Genomic DNA, 21,767 nt, shown 5'->3' on the forward strand with positions numbered 1-21,767 from the left:
TGCAAGTCCCCTGAAAACCTGTGTTCACAACCAACGTTGAAAAGGAGATTCTTCATGTTCAAGCGCACTCTGATCGCAGCCTCACTGACTGTCGCCGCATTGGCCTCCGCCCAGGCCATGGCCGTAACCGGTGGTGGCGCTTCACTGCCTGCCGCTCTGTACAAAGGTTCTGCCAACAGCATCCTGCCAGCCAACTTCAGCTACGAAGTCACCGGCAGCGGTGTTGGTAAATCCGCGTTCCTGACCAACAATGCCGCCCTGTTCAAAACCACCGGTACTGTGCATTTCGCCGGTAGCGACTCGATCCTCAGCGCTTCGGAAATCAGCACCTACAACACCACCTACAGCGGTTCGTACGGCCCGCTGATCCAACTGCCTTCGGTGGCTACTTCGGTTGCCATTCCTTACAAAAAGGCCGGTCAGACCGCTCTGAACCTGACCAGCACACAGCTGTGTGATGCGCTGTCCGGCAACGTCACCACTTGGGGCGCCCTGTTGGGTACCACCGACAGCACCCCGATCCGCGTGGTTTACCGCAACGTTTCCAGCGGCACGACTGAAATCCTCAGCCGTCACCTGGCTTCGGTCTGCCCGACCAAGTTCGCCGTCAACTCCACCTTCACCAACGCTCGTCTGCCAGCCGGTTCCGCGCTGCCATCGAACTGGGTCGGCGTTGCCAACACCTCTGACGTCGCCACTACCGTCAACGCGGTCGATGGTTCGATCGGTTATGTCGGTCCGGACGGTGTGAACGCTGCCAGCAACGCTGTGGTTGCGCGCATCAACAGTGTTCAGCCAACCAGCCTCAACGTGACCCTGGCTCTGGGTTCGGCGCCACTGCCAACCACCCCTTCGGACCCATCGCAATGGGTACCGGTCGTTGCCAATCCAACCTCCGGTTATCCAATCGTGGCTTACACCAACTTCATCTTCGGCCAGTGCTACAAGGACGCAGCCGTGGCCGCTGATGTCAAAGCCTTCCTGACCACTCACTACAGCAACCCAGGCAACAACACCGCGACCAGTGCCCACGGTTTCATCCCGGTTCCTACCGGCTGGAAAAATGCTGTGACCGCCAACTTCATCACCAACTCCTCGGGCAACAACCTGGACATCAACAACGCCAACGCCTGCAACACCGTCGGCCGTCCTCAGTAACACCTGCTGTCGTAACGCATGGCGGCAACCTTCGGGTTGTCGCCATTTTTTTTGCCCGGTAATCGCCGCCAATTACTCCCCGAACATGAAGTTTGTGTGACATCCGTTCGGTCGCGCCCCTCGCCAACCGCCTATGTCGTAACCGCAGGCAGTTGCCGGCCCGCAGCCTAGTTTGGCAATCAAAAAGGATTTCGTAGTGATGCTCGCTCGCCCATCCCGTCGCAATGCCCGTGTCCCGTTGTTCAAGCGTGAAGCCGTCGATCCGGCACTGTGGCTGCTCAAGCCGCTGGCGCAGGCCGTGGCGTTGTGTCTGGTGGCGGGCAGCGCCGAGGCCGCGACGGCGTTCAGTTCCGGCTGGTTCGCCGCCAAGGGCGCTGCGCAACAGACCGCCGCCGCGCGACCGGGGGGGGCCGGGTTGCCGGGGATGACCCCGCCGCTGGCGCAACAGCAGAAAGCCAGCCAACAATTGCAACGCTCGTTGCAGACACTCAACAACACCGTCGCGGCGATTGCCGCCCAACAGGCTGCGCAAGCCGCCGGGCGGGCGGCTGCATTGGGCAGCGTTCAGTTTGTACCGGACGGCCTAGGCGAGGGTGGATTGAAGGTCGACAACGGCCTCACGCAAGGCTGGCAGAACGCGACCGGCCCGCAGCAGACGCAAGCCGACGGCAAGACCACGGTGACAATCGGGCAGACCGCCGACAAAGCGATTCTCAATTGGGAAACCTTCAACGTCGGCCGCAACACCACGGTGGAATTCGCCCAGCAATCGAACTGGGCGGTGCTCAACCGGGTCAACGACCCGAATGCGCGCCCCAGCCAGATCCAGGGCCAGATCAAGGGCGCGGGCACGGTGATGCTGATCAACCGCAACGGCATCGTCTTCAGCGGCAGCAGTCAGGTCAACGTGCGTAACCTGGTCGCGGCGGCGGCCAACATCACCGACATCCAGTTCCGTGACCGCGGGCTGTACTTCGACAGCACGGGCAGCCAGCCGACCTTCACCGACGCCGCAGGCAAAGTGCTGGTGGAGCGGGGCGCGTCCATCGTCACCCACAAGCCAGCGGTCTCCACCGACGCCGGCGGTTACGCCTTGCTGCTCGGCAACGAAGTGCAGAACGACGGCAGTATCAGCACCGCCAAGGGGCAGACCGTACTCGGCGCGGGCGATCGCTTCTACATTCGCAAAGGTTCCGGCACCCAGGGCAACGTTTACTCGACCACGTTCGGCAACGAAGTGACGCCGGGCTTCAAGGCCGACAGCGCGGCCGGAAAAGTCACCAACAATGGCCTGATACAAGCCGCCACCGGCGACATCACGTTGACCGGCCACGAGGTGGTGCAGAGCGGTGTGCTGCTCGCCAGTACCTCGGTCGCCACTCGCGGCACGATTCATTTACTCAACCCCGCCACCGACACCGCCGGCAGCGTCACGCTGGGGCAGGGCAGTGCCACGGCAATCATGCTCGACAGCAGTGATTTGACTGCGCTCGACAGCCAGCATCGGGCGGCGTTGGCCGGAGTCGATGCGAACAACCGGATCCGCAGCGACCAGTCACGGATCGACATTCAGAGCGGCGGCAGCGTCGAGTTCCAGAACGGTTCGATCACCCTTGCCACGGGCGGTCAGGTGGCGGTGGCCGCGCAACGCCGTAGCCTGGTGCGCGACGGTGCGCTGATCGATGTGTCCGGCGCCATCGGCGTGAAAGTGGCGATGGAATCCAACAGCATCAAGATCAACGTTCAGGGCAATGAGCAGCGCGACGCCTCGGCCAACCGCGAGAAAGGCGCTCTCAACAGCAACGACGTGTGGGTCGATGTGCGTGAGTTGGTGTATGTGCCCGCCGGCACCAACGGCTACGCCAGTGATCGCTGGTACACCGCCGGTGGCTTGCTGGAAGTCGGCGGTTACCTCGGCACTCAAGGCCACAGCATCGGCGAATGGATGGCTCAGGGTGGCAACGTGACGTTCAGCGGCAACGACGTGGTTACCGAGAAGGGGTCGCTGATCAACCTGTCCGGTGGCACCCTCGATGTGCAGAGCGGGTTCATTCGCCAGAGCTGGCTGCGCGGGGCGGACGGGCGTTTGTACGAAGTATCCAGGGCGCCGGGAGATTTGCTCTACAGCGGTTTGTACAAGGGTTATGAAGATCACAGCGAACGTTGGGGGCAGACGAGTTTTTTCTATAACCCGCTGATCGCCCCGCGCGAGCGCTTCGAGTCCGGCTACACCGTGGGTCGCGATGCCGGGCAGTTGGTGATCGCCACACGCAGCGCGGTGCTCAACGGACAGTTGAGCGGCGATGTGTTTCAGGGCGAGCGCCAGACTCAAGCCCCGCGTGCCGTACTCGACGGATACGAGCAGAGCCAGACCGCGCGGGCCCGGCGCGCTCAGCTGCTGATCGGCACCTACACCCCGACCTGGGCGGCGGCGACCGGTGGGTTGCAATACGCCCTCAACCCCGTGCTGGATCAAGTGCAGATCGGTGGCGATCGATCAATGGGCGGCAACGATCTGGATTTGACGGGCGCGGTGTCCGAAGAACGTACCGGCAAGCTGTTCCTCGATGCCGATCAGCTCAATGGCTTTCGTCTCGGGACGTTGAAGGTGTCAGCCACGCAGGGGATCACGGTCAACGACGGGGTGACGGTCGATGCCGGTGGCGATATCACGCTGTACGCACCGGATGTGCAGGTCAACGCCAGCCTGACCGCACGTGGTGGCAGCCTGCGCCTGGGCAACGTGCTCAATCAGTTCACCAATACGCTGGCCGACACTCAGCTCAAGCCTTCAGCCGGCAAAACGGCCAAGGTGAGCGTGGCCGAAGGTGTGCACCTCGATACCCGAGGTCTGTGGAGCAACTTGCGCACCGCCCCGGACGACACCGCCAGCCTCGCGTACCTGAACGGTGGCTCGATTTCGATCCGCAGCAGCGCGGACATCGACCTCGCAGCCGGCAGCGTACTGGACGTTTCGTCCGGCGGCGCACTGCTGGCCAACGGCAAGACCCGCGGCGGCAAGGGCGGTGACCTGAACGTGGAGTCCAGCGCGATTTCCGCGCCGGGCACATCGCACCTGACGCTCGACAGCGACGTGCGCGGTTACGGTGTGACCGGCGGCGGTACGCTGACGGTGCAGGCCAACAAAGTACGGATCGGCGTATCCGACAAAGCGCTGGCCGACAACACGCTGCAACTGGCGCCGGATCTGTTCGCCAAGGGTTTCTCCGCTTACAACATCATTGGTGTGAGCGGGCTGGAAGTCGCCGACGGTACGGCCATCGAGGTGGCGATGCCGGTTTATCGCTTCGGTGATGCGGTAAGCGGTCAGGCCAGTGGCGCCGATCCACAATCCGCGCTGCAGCTCTGGACCCCGACGCTGTACCAGGAAAACCCGACCAAGGGCCTGCTGACCCAACGCAGCGGCGCGAGCCTGACGTTGCAGGCCGGGGCCAGCCTGATCAGCCTGATAGACCCTGCCAACAGTGCGCTGACACTCAGCCAGGGCTCACGGATCAGTGTCGATCCAGGCCAGCGCATCAACCTGCGCGGTGCCGGGCAAATCACCGTCGATGGCGAACTGAATGCGTGGGGCGGCACGGTCGATATTCGTCAGCAGCAGTTCGGCTTCAACGATGTCGCCACCGCCTCGCAGGAGGCGGACAGCAACGTCCATAACCGTTCGATCTGGATCGGCGAACACGCGGTACTAGACGTGGCCGGCCGTGTCGACACGGCCGTCGATGCACTGGGGCGTGTGTACGGTCAGGTCGGCAAGGGCGGCAGCATCATCATCGGCGGGGAAATCGACACAAAACGCGGCACGGCGACCTCCGCCGATGCGTATGTGATCGTGCGCAACGGCGCACGCCTGGAGGCATCCGGTGCCGAGGGTGTACTGAATGTTGCCGGCCAGGGGCCGACCCGAATTGCCACCGATGGTGGGCGCATTGCCTTGAGTTCCTACAACGGCCTGTTCATCGACGGCCGCCTGAATGCCGCCGCCGGTGGCGCCGGTGCGGCGGGCGGGCGTCTGGACATCGCTCTGGATACACCGTTGTACAGCCGTGACCACGCCAGCAACGGCGTGCGAGCAGCCCGTGAAATGATCATCGGCCAAGGCCCGGGCAATGCGCTGCTGCCGGTTGACCTGCAGCCGGGAGATACCGCAGAAAGCTTGCGTTATGGCCGGGCCCGTCTGAGCGCCGATCAGTTGATGGCCGGCGGCTTCGACAACCTCAACCTGTTGAGCAATGGCTTGCTGTCGTTCGAGGGGGACGTCGCGCTGCACATGAACCAGAGCCTGAGCCTGTATGCCGGCTCACTGTCTCTGGCTGTAGCGTCAAAAGACAACGCCCGGGTCGATCTGGCGGCGCCTTACCTGCGTCTGTCAGGCATCGGCAGTTATTTCATCTCCAACGGGTACATCCGTCCCCAGGTCATGAACACCCCGACCACCCACCTTTCCGCCGGGCAATTCACCGCCACGGCGAACCTGCTGGACGTTGGCAACAGCCTGTCGTTCGGCACTTCGGGCTCGATCCTGCAAAGCGACGCATCGGCCGTGCAGGTCAGTCGGCGGAGCTTCGATCAGGTGTCGCTCGCCAGCCGTGGCGATTTACGCTTCCTGGCGCCGACCAGCAATGCCGGTAAAACCGAGTTGTGGACGCCCGGCGATCTGAGCCTCGGCGCCGCGCAGATCTATCCCGCCAGCGGTGCCACCGCCGAAGTGCGAGTGGGCTACCAGAGCGTGCAACCGGATGTGATTCCGCTGCGCACGCTGCGTATCGAAAGCCTGGCGCCGGCGCCGCAAGCGCTGCCGTATTCGGTGTTCGGCAACCTGATGCTGGCGGCCGGCCGGATCGAGCAGGGCGGTGTCATTCGGGCACCGCTGGGGTTGATCACGCTGGGTGACGATCTGGTGATCAAAACCCGTGAAGTGCAGTTGTTGCCGGGCAGTGTGACGTCCGTCAGCGGCGCCGGCCTGGTGATGCCTTACGGCGGCACCACCGACGGCATCGACTATCGCTACAACGGCAAGTCGGTGGTGTTGCGGGGGATCACCGGCAGTTTCGGCACCACGCTTGAAACCGGTGTGACATTGACCTCGCAATACGTTGATGTGCAGAACGGCGCATTGATCGACCTGTCGGGCGGTGGCGATTTGCGCGGTGCCGGTTTCGTGTCCGGGCGGGGAGGCTCGACGGACGCGCGTTTCAATCCGCTGGTGCGCAATGCCAGCGATGGCACCTTCAGCCTGCCGGGACTGGGCAGCAATCCGGTGTATGCCATCGTCCCCGGCAATCAGAGTGCTTACGCGCCGATGCTCGCCGAAGCGGGGGCAGTGGACCCGCGAATCGGCCAGCAGATTACCGTAGGGGCTGGCGTGCCGGGTCTGGCGGCGGGAACGTACACGCTGCTGCCATCAACGTTCGCCTTGCTGCCCGGCGCATTCAGGGTCGAGGTCAACGGGCAGGCCACGCCTGCCGCAATGGGGCCGGCACTGAAAATGCGCAACGGATCGTGGAGCAGCTCGGGGCAGTTGTCGATTGCCAACACCGGTTTGCACGACAGCCTGGCCAGTCAGGTGATTCTGACTCCGGCAGATGTACTGCGCCGCTATTCCCAGTACAACGAGACCGGTTTCACTCAGTTCATCAAAAGCGATGCGGCGCGGCGTGGATTGCCACGGGCATTGGCACCGATGGACGGCAAGACCCTGAACCTGCGTCTGGTGAACGGTGGCGACCACGCGACGGCGCTGGACTTCAAAGGGCAGGCGCTGTTCAACGCCGACGCTGGCGGGGTGCCGGGCACGGCGGTCGTTCGTGGGGGTAATGCAGCCCAGAGTTTCGAGATTCTCGGTGCAGGACGTTCACCTACGCCAGGCTTCAAGGGCGTTTCTCTGTATGCCGATGCCCTCAATAACCTGAACGCCGGACGCCTGACCGTCGGCTCACTGCCGATAGTGGACTACAGCGCCGCAGGCAACATGATCACGTTCACCGGTGACACTTCCGCGATCACGCTGCGTGACGGCGCCATCCTGTCGGCTCCGGAAGTATTGCTGCGCACGGCTTCGCCGGCTGGCGGCATCACTATCGAAGCCGGTGCCGGGATCAACACTCTGGGGCGTGGCGACGTAGCCTATGATTCCTCGGCCGGTTTCATCTATCAGCCGGGTGCGGCCAGTCTGCTGTTGGTCTCCAACGGTTGGACCAACGTGCTGGCGCCTGATGTGGGGACGGACACCACCGGTGCCGGTAGCTTGCGGATCGGCACATGTTCAACGACCGTGTGCAACAACCCGGCGCTGCTCTATTCCAACGGCAGTATCACCGCCGCCACTGACAAACAGTTCGAGCTGGACGAGGCGGTCCGCTTCGGCACCCGCCATTTGGCGCTGGCGGTCGGTGCGGTCAACGCCGGCAGTGCGCAGGCGTTGGCGGCGGCGGGCATTCGAGTCCCGGCCGGTCTGACGCTGAACCAGAATGTCCTCGACCGACTGTTGCGCGGGGACACTCAATTCGGGGCGCCGGCGCTGGAAACCCTGAGCCTGACAACGCGCGATGCCTTCAACTTCTTTGGCAGCGTCACCCTCGACACACTGGACCCGCAGACCGGCCAGAGCAAACTGCAGAATCTGGTCCTCGCCACGCCCGCGATCTATGGTCTGGGCGACACCGGCGACGTGGCGCGCATCCGCACCGCCAATCTGATCTGGAACGGCGCGACCCAGGATCCCGGCACTGTGATCAGTGGCGGGGCCGGTACGGGACGCGGGACGCTGGACATCCAGGCGCAACGCATCGAGTTCGGTTACGGCCCCAACCCGCAACCCAGTGGCCTGGACCAGAACGATCGGCTGGTGCTCGGCTTTGCCGACGTCAACCTGTCAGCCAGCGAACGCATCACTGCCAACCACAAAGGCAGCCTGGCGGTGTATCAGGAGCAGGGCGCTTACGATCCGCTCAAAGGTTACGCCTACAGTGGCGGCAATCTGAATCTGCGCACGCCGTTGCTCACCGGCGAAGCCGCGTCGGTCAACCGGCTCAAGGCTGGCGGCAGCCTGATGCTGAGCGGTGCCGGCGCCTCGGGGGTAGCCGATGCGTTGGGCGCAGAGCTGACGCTTGAGGCGCGCGATGTGCTGCTCGACAGCCACATCGCCCTGGCCAGCGGCAAACTGGTGGTCAAGGCCGAGGGCGATGTGAACCTTGCCGGCGGTGCGCAACTGGATGTGGCCGGACGCACGCTGCCATTCAATGACATCAACAAGTACAGCTGGGGTGGCGACATCGCGCTGTACAGCAGCAATGGCAATATCCGCCAGGCCGCCGGTTCGCGGATCGACCTGTCAGCGCGCAACAATCAGGCCGGCAACCTCAGCGCCGTGGCGCTCGGGGCAGGAGCGGGTGTTGTCGATCTGCAAGGGCAGATCCTCGGTGCCAGTAGTGGTTATTACGATGCCGGCGGCACGTGGGTGCCCTACAAGGCGGCTGGCGTAGACATCCGGGCGCAACAATTGGGCGGCGATCTGAACCAGGCCTTTGCTTCGCTCAACCAGCGCCTGAACGAAGGCCAGGTGTTCGGCAGCCGCAGCTTCCAGCTCAAGCAAGGCAACCTGCTGATTGGCGATGGGCTAAAGGCTGGAGAAATCAATGTCTCGGTGGACAACGGCAGCCTGACCGTGGCGGGCCTGATCGACGCCAGCGGCGAGCGGGTGGGCAGTATTCGCCTGGCCGGCAAAAACGGCCTGACTCTGAACGGCAACGCGGTGCTCGACGCCCATGGTCGTGTGCTGCGGGTTGACAGCTACGGCAAGATCATCGATGCGCCGAACCGCGCCATGGTCGAGCTGACGTCCGGTGACGGCACGTTGGCCCTGGCCTCCGGTGCGCGGATCGACCTGCGCCATGGCACCGATACGCCGCCCGGCAATCTGCCGGGACGACGTGATGGCTTGCCCCGTGGCACGCTGGAGCTGAATGCCCCGCGCCTTGGCGGCAACGACGTTGCCATCGATGCCAGCGGTGCGCTGGACATCGAGGGCGCGCGCAGCATTTCGCTCAACGCCACGCGCCGCTACACCGACGCCGTTGATGGCAGTGATCCGGCGGCGAGCGGACGTCCTTATCAGGTGATCGATCAGGCTTACCTGAACCGTATTCATGCCGACAGCACGACGTTCATCAATGCGGCACTGGGCAACAGCGACTTGCTGCAGCGCAAACTGGCCGGTCTGAACAGCGCCAGCTATGTGGACGTTTTTCACTTGCGTCCCGGCGTCGAAATCGCCAGCAAGACCGCCGATGGCGACCTGGTGGTACAGGGCGATCTGGACTTGTCCGGCTATCGTTACGCCAGCCTCAATCCGCACACGCAGAAGACGACGGTCTACGGTTCCGGCGAGTCCGGCAGCCTGGTGATTCGTGCCGGGGGCAACCTGGATATCTACGGCAGCATCAACGACGGTTTTGCCCCGCCACCCGAGACAGTGGACGATGCCGGCTGGAAGCTGTTGCCGGGCGTGCAGCCATTTGGTGGGGATCTGATCGTGCCGGGGGCGGGTGTTTCGTTGGCCGAAGGCACCCAGTTCCCGGTGGGCGCTGTCTTGAACTATGACTTGCCGATCCAGGCCGCGACCCTGGCCGCCGGCACGTTGTTACCGACCCAGGGCACGCTGGCCGCACCGTACACTTTCAGCGCCGGAACGGTACTGGCCGGCGCGCTGCACGACGCGGGAGGCAACCTGTTGTACGCCGCCGGAACATTGCTGACTGACAGCCTGACCTTGCCGGCAGGCAGTCGACTGGGCGCCGGTATCCGGCTGAACAAAAGTGCATCCCTGCAAGCGATGCGCTGGCCTAAAGGTGTACCGCTGCCGGGAGCGGTCGATGTGGATAATCGTACCTTCGGTGTAAAACTCAGCGGTTCGCTGGCGCTGTTGCGAGGCTCGCTGATTCCGTCAATGACCAACGTGGTGTTGGCCGACGGCACCGTGTTCATCGACCTTCGTGCCGTGTCCGGCACACAGCAGGGCCGCAACTGGGCCATAGCGAGCATGTTGCCGTCGGGCAGTGCTTCGTGGTCGATGCGCGTGGTGGCCGGGGGCGATCTCTCGGCGGCGGACAACCGCGCACTGAAGCCGCTGACCACCGAGGGCAATCTGCGTCTGGCCGATACCCATTACGGGATGAAGGTCACCGAGGCGCCACCCAAAATGGTGTGGAGCCCGGACAATATCTATGGATTCACGCCTTACGAACCCGTATCGGACGAGTACCTGGCGATTTGCGGCATCGACGAAACGGCCTGCGCGCCGATTGCACGCTGGACGTGGGCGCCGGACAACTGGCTGGGCATCCCGGCCGGTACGCCGATGAGCGACGATGAAGTGGCAGGTTATTGCGGGTTCGATCCGTCGCTGTGCCAGGAGAACAAGTCTGGCGTCTCGGCGCAGACCCATTCGCAAATGTTCAGCGTATTGCGCACCGGTACCGGTGATCTGGATCTGCTGGCGGGCGGCAACCTGAGCATGGATTCGCCTTTTGGTGTGTACACCGCCGGCACCCAGTCAAGCGGTGTCGATGCGCGCTACGACCAGCCACGCGGACGCCTGTCTGACAATGGTTCGGTGCTCGGGAGTGCCGGTGCCGACAACGAAAAATGGGTCAACGGTGGTACGGATAGCCTCTATCAGGCCTGGTATCCGCAGTTGGGCGGCAACCTGACCATCAATGCCGGTGGCTCGGTGTCCGGTGACGTGCTGGGTCGTCGCAAGTACTCCGTCAGCGCGGCGTATCGCGAACAGGTGCCGAGCGTGGCGGTGGGTAACTGGCTGTGGCGCCAGGGCAGTGGCAATGGCGATGTGCCGACCGCGTGGTGGATCAATTTCGGCAGTTACGCCAATCAGCTATTGCCGGATGTCCAGAACAATACCGGGCCTTATCTGGTGGGGTTCACCGGATTCGGTACGTTGGGCGGCGGTAATATCAACCTGCGTGCCGGTGCCGATGGCGGCATGTTGAGGCCGATCGGCGATGGTCAGGACAATCTCAATCCCCGCAGTCAGGGCTTGATCGTGGCGGTCGGCAGCACGGGGCGGGTCGGCGATGACGGCAGTCTGCAACTGACCGGCGGCGGCGACATGGACATCCGCATCGGCGGCACACTCAACCCGTCGCTCCAGGCCCGGGCAGGTGTATCCGGAACGGCTTCGCCACGGCATGACCTGCAGGGCGCCCTGATCAACCTGCGCGGTGCGGCGCAGCTGACGGCGGGTGCGCTGGGTGGAGTCAACCTGCAATATGGCGCGTCGAACCTGTTCCATGACGTGCGCGAAACCCGCGCCTTCAATCCGTTCACCTCGACCACCGGCAATGCATCCGGTGGCCTGGTGCTGATTCCCGGTGACTCGGGCATGCGCCTCAATACCCGTGGCGATCTGGTATTGGGCGGTGCGGCGGACCCCGGACGTGTACCTTTGCAGAACTCCACGCCATTCACCGGCACTGACGGCGTTGTCCATGCCGGTGGCGGCCTGAGCGGTTTTTCGCTGTGGACCGAACGAACCGCCATCGACCTGTTTTCGGCCGGCGGCAATCTGACGCCGAGCACCCAACTGGCGGAAACCTCGGCAGAACGTCCGGTCAGCGGGCTCAACAGTTCGCCGACCGATGGCCGTTTCGTGTATCCGTCGATCTTGCGTGCGGTGGCCGGCCAAGGCTCGATTTATGCCGGATCCTCGATTGCCTACGGCGTCGGCAATGAAACGCCGGCGACGTCTTACTCATTGCTGTTGGCACCCTCTAACGCAGGGCAACTCGAACTGTTGGCCGGGGATTCAATTTACGCCGGGGGTTACGCGATCAACCAGTCAGGCGCCAGCCCGTTGGCAATCTCCACCCCGTTCAGGCCGTTTTTCAGCGGTTTTGCCAGCAACGCGGGCGGTTCGCCGATCATGAGCAATCGCAGCAGCGATGGCGTGACACCCGATAGAAACTCGCGCTATCCGTTGTTTGTGTTCGGTGCCGAGAGCTATTCAGGTCTGAGTGGTGTGCAGGCTCCGGCACGGTTCTATGCGCTGACCGGCGATCTGGTCGGTGTGCGCAGTGGCGAGACCCTGACCTTCGCGAATTCTGGGCGCACCTGGTATGAAGCAGCGGGGCCGGTGTGGATGATGGCGGGGCGAGACATCGTGGCGTCAGGCACCTATCTGGGTCAGCCTGCATCTGCGCCAACCGATGAGTTGGGCCGAAACCGGGAAAACATTTACTCGACTGGCAATCTGTTTGCTCACCGCGATCCACGGGATCTGTCGCGGGTGTCAGCCGGGCGCGACATTCTCTACAGCAGCTTCGACATTGCGGGCCCCGGCACACTGGAGATCAACGCCGGGCGCAATATCCTGATGGAGGACCGGGCGAGCATCACCAGCCTTGGATCGATCGTGGCAGGAGACGCGCGCAGTGGTGCAAGTGTCGTCCTGCAGGCCGGTGTCGGCGCGCAAGGCCCCGATTACGCGCGATTCATTGCCCGTTACCTGGATCCACGCAATGTGGCCGATCCGGACATCTCGCTCAACTCACAACCGGGCAAGGTGGCCAAGGCCTACCTGGACGAACTGCAGAGCTGGCTGACCCTCGGCTACGGCTTCAGCGGCAACGCAGAACAGGCACAAGCGTTCTTCTCAGCGCTACCGAGTGCCGAGCAGGCGATCTTCGCCCGCCAGGTGTACTTCGCCGAACTGCGTGCCGGTGGCCTGGAATACAACGATGCCGATGGCCCACGCAAAGGCAGTTACCTGCGCGGTCGTAACGCCATTGCTTCGCTGTTCCCGACCACCGATGTGGCCGGCAATCCGGTCCGTTATGACGGCGACATCACGATGTACGGCGGAGCAGGGGTGAAAACCCTGTTCGGTGGCGACATCCAGATGCTTACGCCGGGCGGTGGTCAGGTGTTCGGCATCGAAGGCGCGGCGCCGCCCTCGACGGCGGGGATCATCACCCAGGGCTCGGGCAATATTCAGCTCTACTCTGAGGGCAGCATTCTGTTGGGGCAGAGCCGGATCATGACCACGTTTGGTGGCTCGATTCTCGGCTGGTCCGCCGAGGGCGATATCAACGCCGGTCGCGGTTCGAAAACCACCGTGGTCTACACCCCGCCGAAGCGCGTGTACGACACCTGGGGCAACGTGACCCTGTCGCCATCGGTGCCGAGCACCGGCGCCGGTATCGCCACGCTCAACCCGATTGCCGAAGTGGCCCCGGGGGACATCGACCTGATCGCGCCGCTGGGCACCATCGATGCGGGGGAGGCGGGGATTCGCGTCTCGGGCAACGTCAACATCGCCGCGCTGACGGTGGTCAACGCCGCCAACATCTCGGTGCAGGGCAAGGCGACCGGTGTGCCGGTGGTCTCGGCGGTCAACACCGGGGCCATCACCTCGGCCAGCTCGGCTGCTTCGTCGGCGACTCAGGCGGCGGAAGACGTCGCCCGTCAGCAGCAAGCCGCGTCGCGCCAGAACCAGGCTTCGGTGTTCACCGTGCAGGTACTCAGCTTCGGCAACGAACAACTGGCCCCGACCCGCGATGGCGCCAGCCGTGCACCGACGCCGGGCTACAACCCCAACAGCCCGGTGCAGGTGTTGGGCGCCGGGGCGCTGGATGAACAGGCGAAACAGCAGCTGACGGAGGAGGAACGGGGGCAGCTGACGTTGTAAAGGACTCTCGTGTAGTACGCTTCGGGCGGCCATTTGGCCGCCCTTTTTTTATGTTGAAGATGTCAGCCAGTTGATCCATTCAAGCTGCAGCGCGGCGCTTCCTGCGCATCTCTTCCAGCATCTGGTCGAGCATTGCCATAGCTTCATCATGGGGAATGCCAGGGCTGGGGTCATCGAGTGCCTCCTGCACCTTGGCACGAAACCAGCGATCGTAGCTCTCTGCCTCTTCTTCGGATTCGAAGTCAGAGTAAAACGGGGAAAGCAATATGCTCATAGTGATCTCCGTGATCAATCTCGGCAGTTTAAGGGGGAATGACCCATTGTCGTCACTGGCAGACGATGCACCCCATGAGTCCTTGAAGAACCATGAAGTTGCGGGACCCAGTATCTGCAAGCGCCCCCTTTAAATCTGCCGGACGTTTCCCACCGTTGTCCGGCAATCTCGACCACCGCTGTAGGCGTATTCCTCCCCTCGGTTTTTCAGGTTTTCAGCCTACAAATCCGCGCGCGCTTTCCTACAAATGCACTCAGAACGCATACGGAATACTCACCTTCGCCCACAACATTTCCCCCTCCGGCCGGTTCTCCACGTCGAATTCCTTGGCCCAGCGAATCTCCGCGCTGGCGTACTTGAGGAAGGTGAAGTGCAGCGCCGGGCCGATGGCGAAGACCTTGCCGCGCACGCCGTCATCAACGTCCTGACCGGCGAACTGCACGGTGTGACCGAACTGTTTGTCGTCGGTGGTTTGCTTGAGGTAGTAGCCGTTGACGCCGAGCATCAGATCGTCGGTGATCTTGTAGCTGGCCGAGTAATCGAAATGGAAGATCTGCCCGGACTTGTAGTCGGTGTCCTTGTTCTTCTCGTTGAAGCTGTAGGTGGTCTTCATCGAGACTTCAGTCTTGTCCGTCGGCAGCCAGGTGAAGGAGAACAGCGGTTTGTAGGTGTAGAAGTTGTTGCTGGTGTTGGCCAGGCGATCGACGCTGTATTCACCGGTGGGCACGGTGATTTCCAGGGCGGCGCCGAGGGTCAGGTTCTTGCCCATGTCCCACAGGATGATCGGCGCGATGGTGGTATCGCCCATGCCTTCGCGGGTGTCGCTCAGACCGAACACCGACACTTCCTGTTTCAGCCACGGCTGGGCGATGTAACCGGCCAGGCGTCCACCGAACACCCGCACCGGGCTCAGGTAGTCGATGCGCGGGATGACCGCAGTGGATTCGATCTCGACATTCGGCACCTTGCCGCCGAACGAGCTGATGTTGAGCTTGGTCGCTTTGTAATGGTTGTAGTAGAGGTTGAAGGCGACCATGTTCTCGGGAAGGCTGTCGACCTCCAGCGGCAGCATGAAGAAGCCGTCGGTGCCGGTGCCGATGTTGTCGACACCGGCTTCGGTGGCCAGCGCCGGCAGGGTCACGGCGCAGCCGAGCAGGCTCAGCGCCAGTCGCACAGGGAATGTCGCGCGGTTCGGGGTCATGTCCGTCCTCATTATTATTGTGTTTGGGCGCACCGCCGGCGCGCAGGACGCCCGGCCACTATAGAAATAAGCCCTTGGCGCACGTCGGGGCAGGGTATTGGCGGACACGGAAGGGGGCTTCTGCGGACAGCCCGCCAACCCTGTGCTAACTTCCTTCGACATAACCGGTAACAAAAATAACAATTCAACGTGATCCGGAATGTCAGCCCCCATGAACGCAAAACTCCAAGACCCGACCTTTGATCTGGCGCTGGTGTCGCCATTTCTCCTGCAGACCCTGGCCGAAGTCGCTGCCAACAAGGGCATCGAAGCCGAAAGCCTGTGCCGTGGCCTCGGTTTTACCTTCGAAGACCTGCAGGACCCGTCGCAGCGAATTTCCTATCGCCAGGCTGTGGCCATGATCCAGCGCGCGCTCAAGGCCTTGCCCAATCAGGGGCTGGGCCTGTGGGTCGGTGCGCAGAACGTGCTCGGCACCCTCGGTCTGCTTGGGCATGTGCTGTCGCTGTGCAAGAACCTGCGCGACGCGTTCGAACTGGGGATTCGTCATCAGCACACGTCCGGCGGGATCGTCGTTTCCAGTGTCGATGTCGTGGGCGAGCAGGTGTACCTGGACGTGGAATGCCGCTTGCCGTTCGCCGAGGTGCAGGTGTTTGCGGTCGAAGAGTTTTTTGCCAGCCTGCTGGTTTATGGTCGGGCGTTGGCGGGCGAAACGTTCAAGCCGATTGCCGTGGAGTTCGTCCATGCGGCACCGGATTACGTCGATGAATACCGGCGGCTGCTGGGGCCGGACGTACGCTTCGGTTGCCTGCACAACCGTATGCTGATCGATGTGCAATGGCTGGATGTGAACCTGCCCAATCATCATTCGCTGGCGCTGCGTCAGGCGGTCAAATTGCTGGAGCTGGAAGCGGCGCAGGTGCATCAGAAGCTTGATCTGATCCAGGCCGTGGAGCGGGCGATTGCCCGGGACCTGAGCCGGGGCAGCCACATCGAAAAAATCGCCGGCGACCTGAACATGAGCAGCCGCACCTTGCGTCGGCGACTGACTGAGCACTCGCTGACGTTCGAAGCGTTGCTGGAGCAGGTGCGCCAGGCGCGCACGATGAGTCTGCTGGCCAATCCGGACATGCCCATCGAGCGAATTACCGAGGAAGTCGGCTATAGCGATGTGCGCAGTTTTCGTCGGGCGTTCAAGCGTTGGACAGGGAAAAGTCCGAGTGCGTGGCGCAGTGCTTCGATTTGATCGGAAATCGCTGCCCTCACCAAAACGCCGCCCTCACCCCAGCCCTCTCCCGGAGGGAGAGGGGGCCGACCGAGTTGTCTTGTGCGATACATCGACCTGAAAGTTCTGTGTCGATTATGGATTCCCAGGCGTTTTTTCAGGTCGCAATCCATCTTCAATATTCCCGGATCGGCTCCCTCTCCCTCCGGGAGAGGGCTGGGGTGAGGGGGCTTTTGAATCTATCCAACCCATTTCAATCCCCCACAAACCCTCCGCCTACAGTTAAACTCCGCGCTCTTTCCAAGGAGTCGACATGAGTTACTACCAGCCGGGCATCCTCGCCACCCCTGTACCGCCGCAAGCACGTCACCTGTTTTTCGCCCTCGAGTCGGTTGAAGCATTGCCGCAGGCGATCGACAACCTGCTGAATCTGGTGGACGGCAAGTCGGCGGTAGTCGGCTTCGGTGAATCCCTGGCCAAAGCCCTGAATGTGAACATTGACGGCCTGCGCAGCTTCCCGGCATTGACCGGCGTCGGCGTGGAAAACCCGTCGACCCAGCACGCCCTGTGGGTCTGGCTGCACGGCGTCGACCGTGGCGAGCTGCTCAACCGCAGCACTGCGCTTGAGGCCGCCCTGGCTCCGGCGCTGCGTCTGGTGCAGATGCAGGAAGCCTTCCGCCACAAGGACGGCCATGACCTGACCGGTTATGAAGACGGCACCGAAAACCCGCATGACGAAGCCGCCATCGCCGCTGCACTGCAAAGTGAAGGCGCTGAAGGTCTGGTCGGCGGCAGCTTCGCCGCGATCCAGCAATGGCAGCACGACCTCAAGGGTTTCCATGCGTTGTCCGCCGAGGACAAGGACAACATCATGGGCCGTCGCCTGAGTGACAACGAAGAGCTCGACGATGCCCCGGTGTCCGCCCACGTCAAACGCACCGCCCAGGAAAGCTTCGCCCCGGAAGCCTTCGTCGTGCGTCGTTCGATGCCGTGGATCGAAGGCGACCGCGCCGGCCTGATGTTCCTGGCCTTCGGTTTCTCCCTCGATGCCTTTGAAGCGCAACTGCGCCGCATGAGCGGTCTGGAAGACGGCATCACCGACGGCCTGTACCGCATCAGCCGGCCGATCACTGGCGGCTACTACTGGTGCCCGCCGCTGCAAAACGGTCACCTCGACCTGCGCGCACTGCGCATCGGCTAAGGCACAAGGAAGAGCGATGAACGTGGTGCGTTGGGGCATGATCGGTTGTGGCAGTGTCGCCGAACGCAAGAGCGGGCCGGCCTTCTACAAGGCACCCGGCTCGGCGCTGGTGGCGGTGATGGGGCGACGCCTCGAAGCGGTGACCGATTACGCCTCGCGCCACGGAATCGCCCGGACTTACACCGATGTCGATGCGCTGATCAATGACCCAGAGGTGGACGCGGTGTACATCGCCACGCCCCCCGACAGCCATCACGCCTACAGCCTGAAAGTCGCCGCCGCCGGCAAACATTGCTGCGTGGAAAAGCCCATGGCGCTCAACGCCGGGCAAAGCCGCGAGATGCAGCAGGTGTTTGCCGATGCCGGTTTGCACCTGTTCGTCTCCTATTACCGTCGTTCGTTACCGCGTTTCCAGCAGGTTCGGCAATGGTTGGAGCAGGGCCGCATTGGCGAAGTGCGGCACTTGAGCTGGACGCTGACCAAGGCGCCATCACCGAAGGATCTGGACGGCAGTGACAACTGGCGCACCGATCCAGCGGTGGCCGGGGGCGGGTACTTCGCGGATCTCGCCAGCCATGGTTTTGATCTGTTCCAGTACCTGCTCGGCGACATCGTTGAAGTCGCCGGATTCACGGCGCGTCAGGCCGGGTTGTACGCGGCGGAAGATGCAGTCAGCGCCAGTTGGCGATTCGCATCGGGCGCGTTGGGCATGGGCTGCTGGAGCTTTGTCGCGGACCGGCGCGAGGATCGGGTCGAGATCATCGGCAGCCAAGGGCGGATTGGTTTCTCGGTGTTCGATGAGCATCCGGTCGAGCTGTACGCCGATGAGGATGTCCGATTGAAAATTCCTCATCACGAACACATCCAGTGGCATCACGTGCAGGGCATGAACGCTCAGATTCGCGGCCAATCGCAGCATCCGGCGACCGGGGCAGAGGCCCTGAAGACCGATTGGGTCATGGATCAGATCCTCAAGCGTCACTGACTCCCTGGTCGCACTCAATACCAATGTGGGAGCGGGCTTGCTCGCGAAGACGGTGTGTTAGTTGCTCAAATAGTGACTGGAACGAAGTATTCTCGAGAAAGAACGCTCCCACACTGGGAAATTGCGCCACCTGTCTAACCTTATGCTCATTCGGTATTTCTCAAGCTTGTCATAACGTCTCTAAGATCACGTCATAACTCGTTATGACAAGTGATCCCGTGATGACCGATAACGTTCTCTCCTTATCAAGTGTCCCGCTGCACACCCAACTGCGCGACGTGCTGCGCGCCCGGATTCTCGACGGCGAATACCCGCAGGACAGCCAGATGCCGTCCGAAAGCGAGCTCGGCACGCTGTTCAAGGTCAGCCGCATCACCGTGCGCCAGGCCCTGGGCGATCTGCAGAAAGAAGGGTTGATCTTCAAGATCCACGGCAAAGGCACCTTCGTCGCCAAACCCAAGACCTTTCAAAACGTCAGCACCCTGCAAGGCCTCGCCGAGTCCATGACCGGCCGCGGCTACGAGGTGATCAACCGCCTGCGCAGCTTCAAATTCATCGCCGCCGACAAACTGGTCGCCGAGCGCTTGCAGGTCGCCGAGGGCGAAATCGTCGCCCAGATCAAACGCGTACGCCTGATCAACCGCGAGCCGATCTCGCTGGAAATCACCTACCTGCCCAAAGCCGTCGGCGAACGGCTGGAGAAGGCCGATCTGGTGACCCGCGACATCTTCCTGATCCTCGAAAACGACTGCGGCATCGCCCTCGGCCATGCGGATCTGGCCATCGACGCGGTGCTGGCCGACAGCGACCTGACCCAGGCGCTGAACGTCGAGGCAGGCTCGCCGATCATGCGCATCGAGCGTCTGACCCACGATGCCAACGGCCAGCCGCTGGACTTCGAACACCTTTACTACCGTGGCGATGCGTTCCAGTACCGCCTGCGGATCGATCGGCAAAAAGGGGAGCAGGCATGAGTCGAACGACACTCGAACAGGAATACGACATCGTCGTGATCGGCGGCGGCACCGCCGGCCCGATGGCCGCGATCAAGGCCAAGGAAAAGAACAAGGATCTGCGCGTATTGCTGGTGGACAAGGCCAACGTCAAGCGCAGCGGCGCGATCAGCATGGGCATGGACGGCCTGAACAACGCGATCATCCCCGGCCACTCGACGCCGGAGCAGTACACCAAGGAAATCACCATCGCCAACGACGGCATCGTCAATCAGGCGGCGGTGTACGCCTACGCGACGCACAGCTTTGAAACCATCGAGCAACTCGACCGCTGGGGCGTGAAGTTCGAGAAAGACGAAACCGGTGATTACGCCGTGAAAAAAGTCCACCACATGGGCGCCTACGTGCTGCCGATGCCGGAAGGGCACGACATCAAGAAAGTCCTGTATCGCCAGTTGAAGCGGGCGCGGGTGAGCATTACCAATCGTCTCGTCTGCACCCGTTTGCTGACCGACGAGGAGGGCGCCGTCAACGGTGTGATGGGGTTCGACTGCCGCACTGCTGACTTCCACGTGATCAAGGCCAAGGCTGTCATCCTCGCTTGTGGCGCTGCCGGGCGACTCGGTTTGCCGTCCTCGGGTTACCTGATGGGCACCTACGAAAACCCGACCAATGCTGGCGACGGCTATGCGATGGCGTATCACGCCGGGGCTGAACTGGCGAACCTCGAGTGCTTCCAGATCAACCCGTTGATCAAGGATTACAACGGCCCGGCCTGCGCCTACGTTACCGGTCCGCTGGGTGGCTACACCGCCAACAACAAGGGCGAACGCTTCATCGAGTGCGACTACTGGAGCGGGCAGATGATGTGGGAGTTCCACCAGGAACTGGAAAGCGGCAACGGCCCGGTGTTCCTCAAGCTCGATCACCTGGCCGAGGAAACCATCCAGAACATCGAGGAAATCCTGCACAGCAACGAACGCCCGAGCCGTGGCCAGTTCCACGCCAATCGCGGCACCGACTACCGCACGCAGATGGTCGAGATGCACATCTCGGAAATCGGTTTTTGCAGCGGTCACTCGGCGTCCGGCGTGTGGGTCAACGAGCGGGCGGAGACGTCTGTGAAAGGTCTGTACTCGGCGGGCGACATGGCCGCCGTACCGCACAACTATATGCTCGGCGCGTTCACTTACGGCTGGTTTGCCGGCCATAACGCGGCGGAGTATGTCGCCGGGCGTGAGTTCTCCGCGCTGGATACCGGGCAGATCGAGAAAGAAAAGGCCCGGGTCTATGCACCACTGGATCGCGAACACGGTCTGCCGCCGGCTCAGGTCGAGTACAAGCTGCGGCGCTTCGTCAACGACTACCTGCAACCGCCGAAAGTGACCAAGAAGATGGAAATCGGCCTGCAGCGCTTCAGCGACATCGAACGCGACCTCAACGAAATGAAGGCCAACAACGCCCACGAACTGATGCGCGCCATGGAAACCAGCGTGATCCGCGACTGCGCCGAAATGGCTGCCCGCGCTTCGCTGTTCCGCGCCGAAAGCCGCTGGGGCCTGTACCACTACCGCGTCGATCACCCGCAACGGGACGACCGCGAATGGTTCTGCCACTGCCACCTGAAGAAGGGCGAAGACGGGCGCATGACCAGTTTCAAGAAAGCCGTCGAGCCTTACATCATCCCCCTCGATGCCGAGGAAATGCAGGCCTACGACCGCCTTCGGGTCGGCGCTTTCGCCGCTTGAGGCATCACTAGAGAGAGTCCGAACCATGGCTTATCAAGCTCAGGAAATCTTCTTCCGCTCCAATGCCCCCGTCACCGTGGACGAGGACAAATGCATCGCCGAAAAGGGCTGCACCGTGTGCGTCGACGTCTGCCCGATGGACCTGCTGGCGATCAACCCGGCCACCCAAAAGGCCTACATGGCGTTCGATGAATGCTGGTACTGCATGCCTTGCGAAAAGGACTGCCCGACTGGTGCCGTCAAAGTGGACATCCCGTATCTCCTGCGGTGACCCCAAATCCACTGTGGCAGGGGGCTTGCT

Annotated in this window: 10 protein-coding genes; 8 read left to right on the top strand and 2 right to left on the bottom strand. The window is 62.5% G+C overall.

The features are described 5' to 3' along the window. Positions 1 to 54: 54 nt before the first annotated feature. Together ACW9HX_RS08935 and ACW9HX_RS08940 are read left to right on the top strand one after the other, a co-directional pair. A complete protein-coding gene (locus ACW9HX_RS08935; protein ID WP_457380296.1) occupies positions 55 to 1,158 on the top strand; it encodes a substrate-binding domain-containing protein in 1,104 nt (367 codons plus the stop codon). A gap of 199 nt (positions 1,159 to 1,357) precedes the next feature. Continuing rightward, the gene (locus tag ACW9HX_RS08940) at positions 1,358 to 13,882 is read left to right on the top strand and encodes a filamentous haemagglutinin family protein (protein ID WP_457380297.1); all 12,525 of its coding nucleotides are present in this window, start codon (positions 1,358 to 1,360) and stop codon (positions 13,880 to 13,882) included. Positions 13,883 to 13,961: 79 nt separating this feature from the next. Here ACW9HX_RS08940 and relB read toward each other — a convergent pair whose 3' ends face one another. Both relB and ACW9HX_RS08950 read right to left on the bottom strand, forming a co-directional pair. Further along, positions 13,962 to 14,156 carry a type II toxin-antitoxin system RelB family antitoxin gene (gene relB, locus ACW9HX_RS08945; protein WP_457380298.1) on the bottom strand — a complete coding sequence of 65 codons (195 nt, stop codon included), beginning with the start codon at positions 14,154 to 14,156 and terminating at the stop codon, positions 13,962 to 13,964. Positions 14,157 to 14,409: 253 nt separating this feature from the next. Continuing rightward, entirely contained in the window at positions 14,410 to 15,357 is a 948-nt protein-coding gene (locus tag ACW9HX_RS08950) for a SphA family protein (RefSeq protein WP_457380299.1), read from the bottom strand. A gap of 211 nt (positions 15,358 to 15,568) precedes the next feature. Here ACW9HX_RS08950 and ACW9HX_RS08955 point away from each other — a divergent pair, with 211 nt between their 5' ends. From ACW9HX_RS08955 to ACW9HX_RS08980, 6 genes are all read left to right on the top strand, one after another. Next, positions 15,569 to 16,600, top strand: a complete 1,032-nt coding sequence (locus tag ACW9HX_RS08955) for an AraC family transcriptional regulator (protein WP_457380300.1) — start codon at positions 15,569 to 15,571, stop codon at positions 16,598 to 16,600. A 292-nt stretch (positions 16,601 to 16,892) separates the two neighbouring features. After that, the gene (locus ACW9HX_RS08960) at positions 16,893 to 17,780 is read left to right on the top strand and encodes a Dyp-type peroxidase (protein ID WP_457380301.1); all 888 of its coding nucleotides are present in this window, start codon (positions 16,893 to 16,895) and stop codon (positions 17,778 to 17,780) included. Positions 17,781 to 17,796: 16 nt separating this feature from the next. Then, positions 17,797 to 18,765, top strand: a complete 969-nt coding sequence (locus tag ACW9HX_RS08965; RefSeq protein ID WP_457380302.1) for a Gfo/Idh/MocA family protein — start codon at positions 17,797 to 17,799, stop codon at positions 18,763 to 18,765. A 221-nt stretch (positions 18,766 to 18,986) separates the two neighbouring features. After that, positions 18,987 to 19,739, top strand: coding sequence for a GntR family transcriptional regulator (locus ACW9HX_RS08970; protein WP_248740667.1), 753 nt, complete (start codon positions 18,987 to 18,989; stop codon positions 19,737 to 19,739). Then, a complete protein-coding gene (locus tag ACW9HX_RS08975) occupies positions 19,736 to 21,466 on the top strand; it encodes a fumarate reductase/succinate dehydrogenase flavoprotein subunit (RefSeq protein WP_457380303.1) in 1,731 nt (576 codons plus the stop codon). The genes ACW9HX_RS08970 and ACW9HX_RS08975 overlap by 4 nt, the downstream gene beginning before the upstream one ends. A gap of 25 nt (positions 21,467 to 21,491) precedes the next feature. Beyond that, positions 21,492 to 21,737: a 4Fe-4S dicluster domain-containing protein gene (locus ACW9HX_RS08980; RefSeq protein ID WP_003225615.1), complete on the top strand. Its 246-nt coding sequence runs from the start codon at positions 21,492 to 21,494 to the stop codon at positions 21,735 to 21,737. Positions 21,738 to 21,767: the final 30 nt, after the last annotated feature.

The organism is Pseudomonas sp. SDO52101_S400 (genome assembly GCF_054071635.1).

Bases quoted from the DNA above. Each gene is read 5' to 3' on its own strand.
- ACW9HX_RS08955 (WP_457380300.1), top strand. From the start codon at position 15,569: ATGAACGCAAAACTCCAAGACCCGACCTTTGATCTGGCGCTGGTGTCG.
- ACW9HX_RS08950 (WP_457380299.1), bottom strand. From the start codon at position 15,357: ATGACCCCGAACCGCGCGACATTCCCTGTGCGACTGGCGCTGAGCCTG.
- ACW9HX_RS08960 (WP_457380301.1), top strand. From the start codon at position 16,893: ATGAGTTACTACCAGCCGGGCATCCTCGCCACCCCTGTACCGCCGCAA.
- ACW9HX_RS08975 (WP_457380303.1), top strand. From the start codon at position 19,736: ATGAGTCGAACGACACTCGAACAGGAATACGACATCGTCGTGATCGGC.
- ACW9HX_RS08935 (WP_457380296.1), top strand. From the start codon at position 55: ATGTTCAAGCGCACTCTGATCGCAGCCTCACTGACTGTCGCCGCATTG.
- ACW9HX_RS08970 (WP_248740667.1), top strand. From the start codon at position 18,987: ATGACCGATAACGTTCTCTCCTTATCAAGTGTCCCGCTGCACACCCAA.
- ACW9HX_RS08940 (WP_457380297.1), top strand. From the start codon at position 1,358: ATGCTCGCTCGCCCATCCCGTCGCAATGCCCGTGTCCCGTTGTTCAAG.
- ACW9HX_RS08965 (WP_457380302.1), top strand. From the start codon at position 17,797: ATGAACGTGGTGCGTTGGGGCATGATCGGTTGTGGCAGTGTCGCCGAA.
- relB (WP_457380298.1), bottom strand. From the start codon at position 14,156: ATGAGCATATTGCTTTCCCCGTTTTACTCTGACTTCGAATCCGAAGAA.
- ACW9HX_RS08980 (WP_003225615.1), top strand. From the start codon at position 21,492: ATGGCTTATCAAGCTCAGGAAATCTTCTTCCGCTCCAATGCCCCCGTC.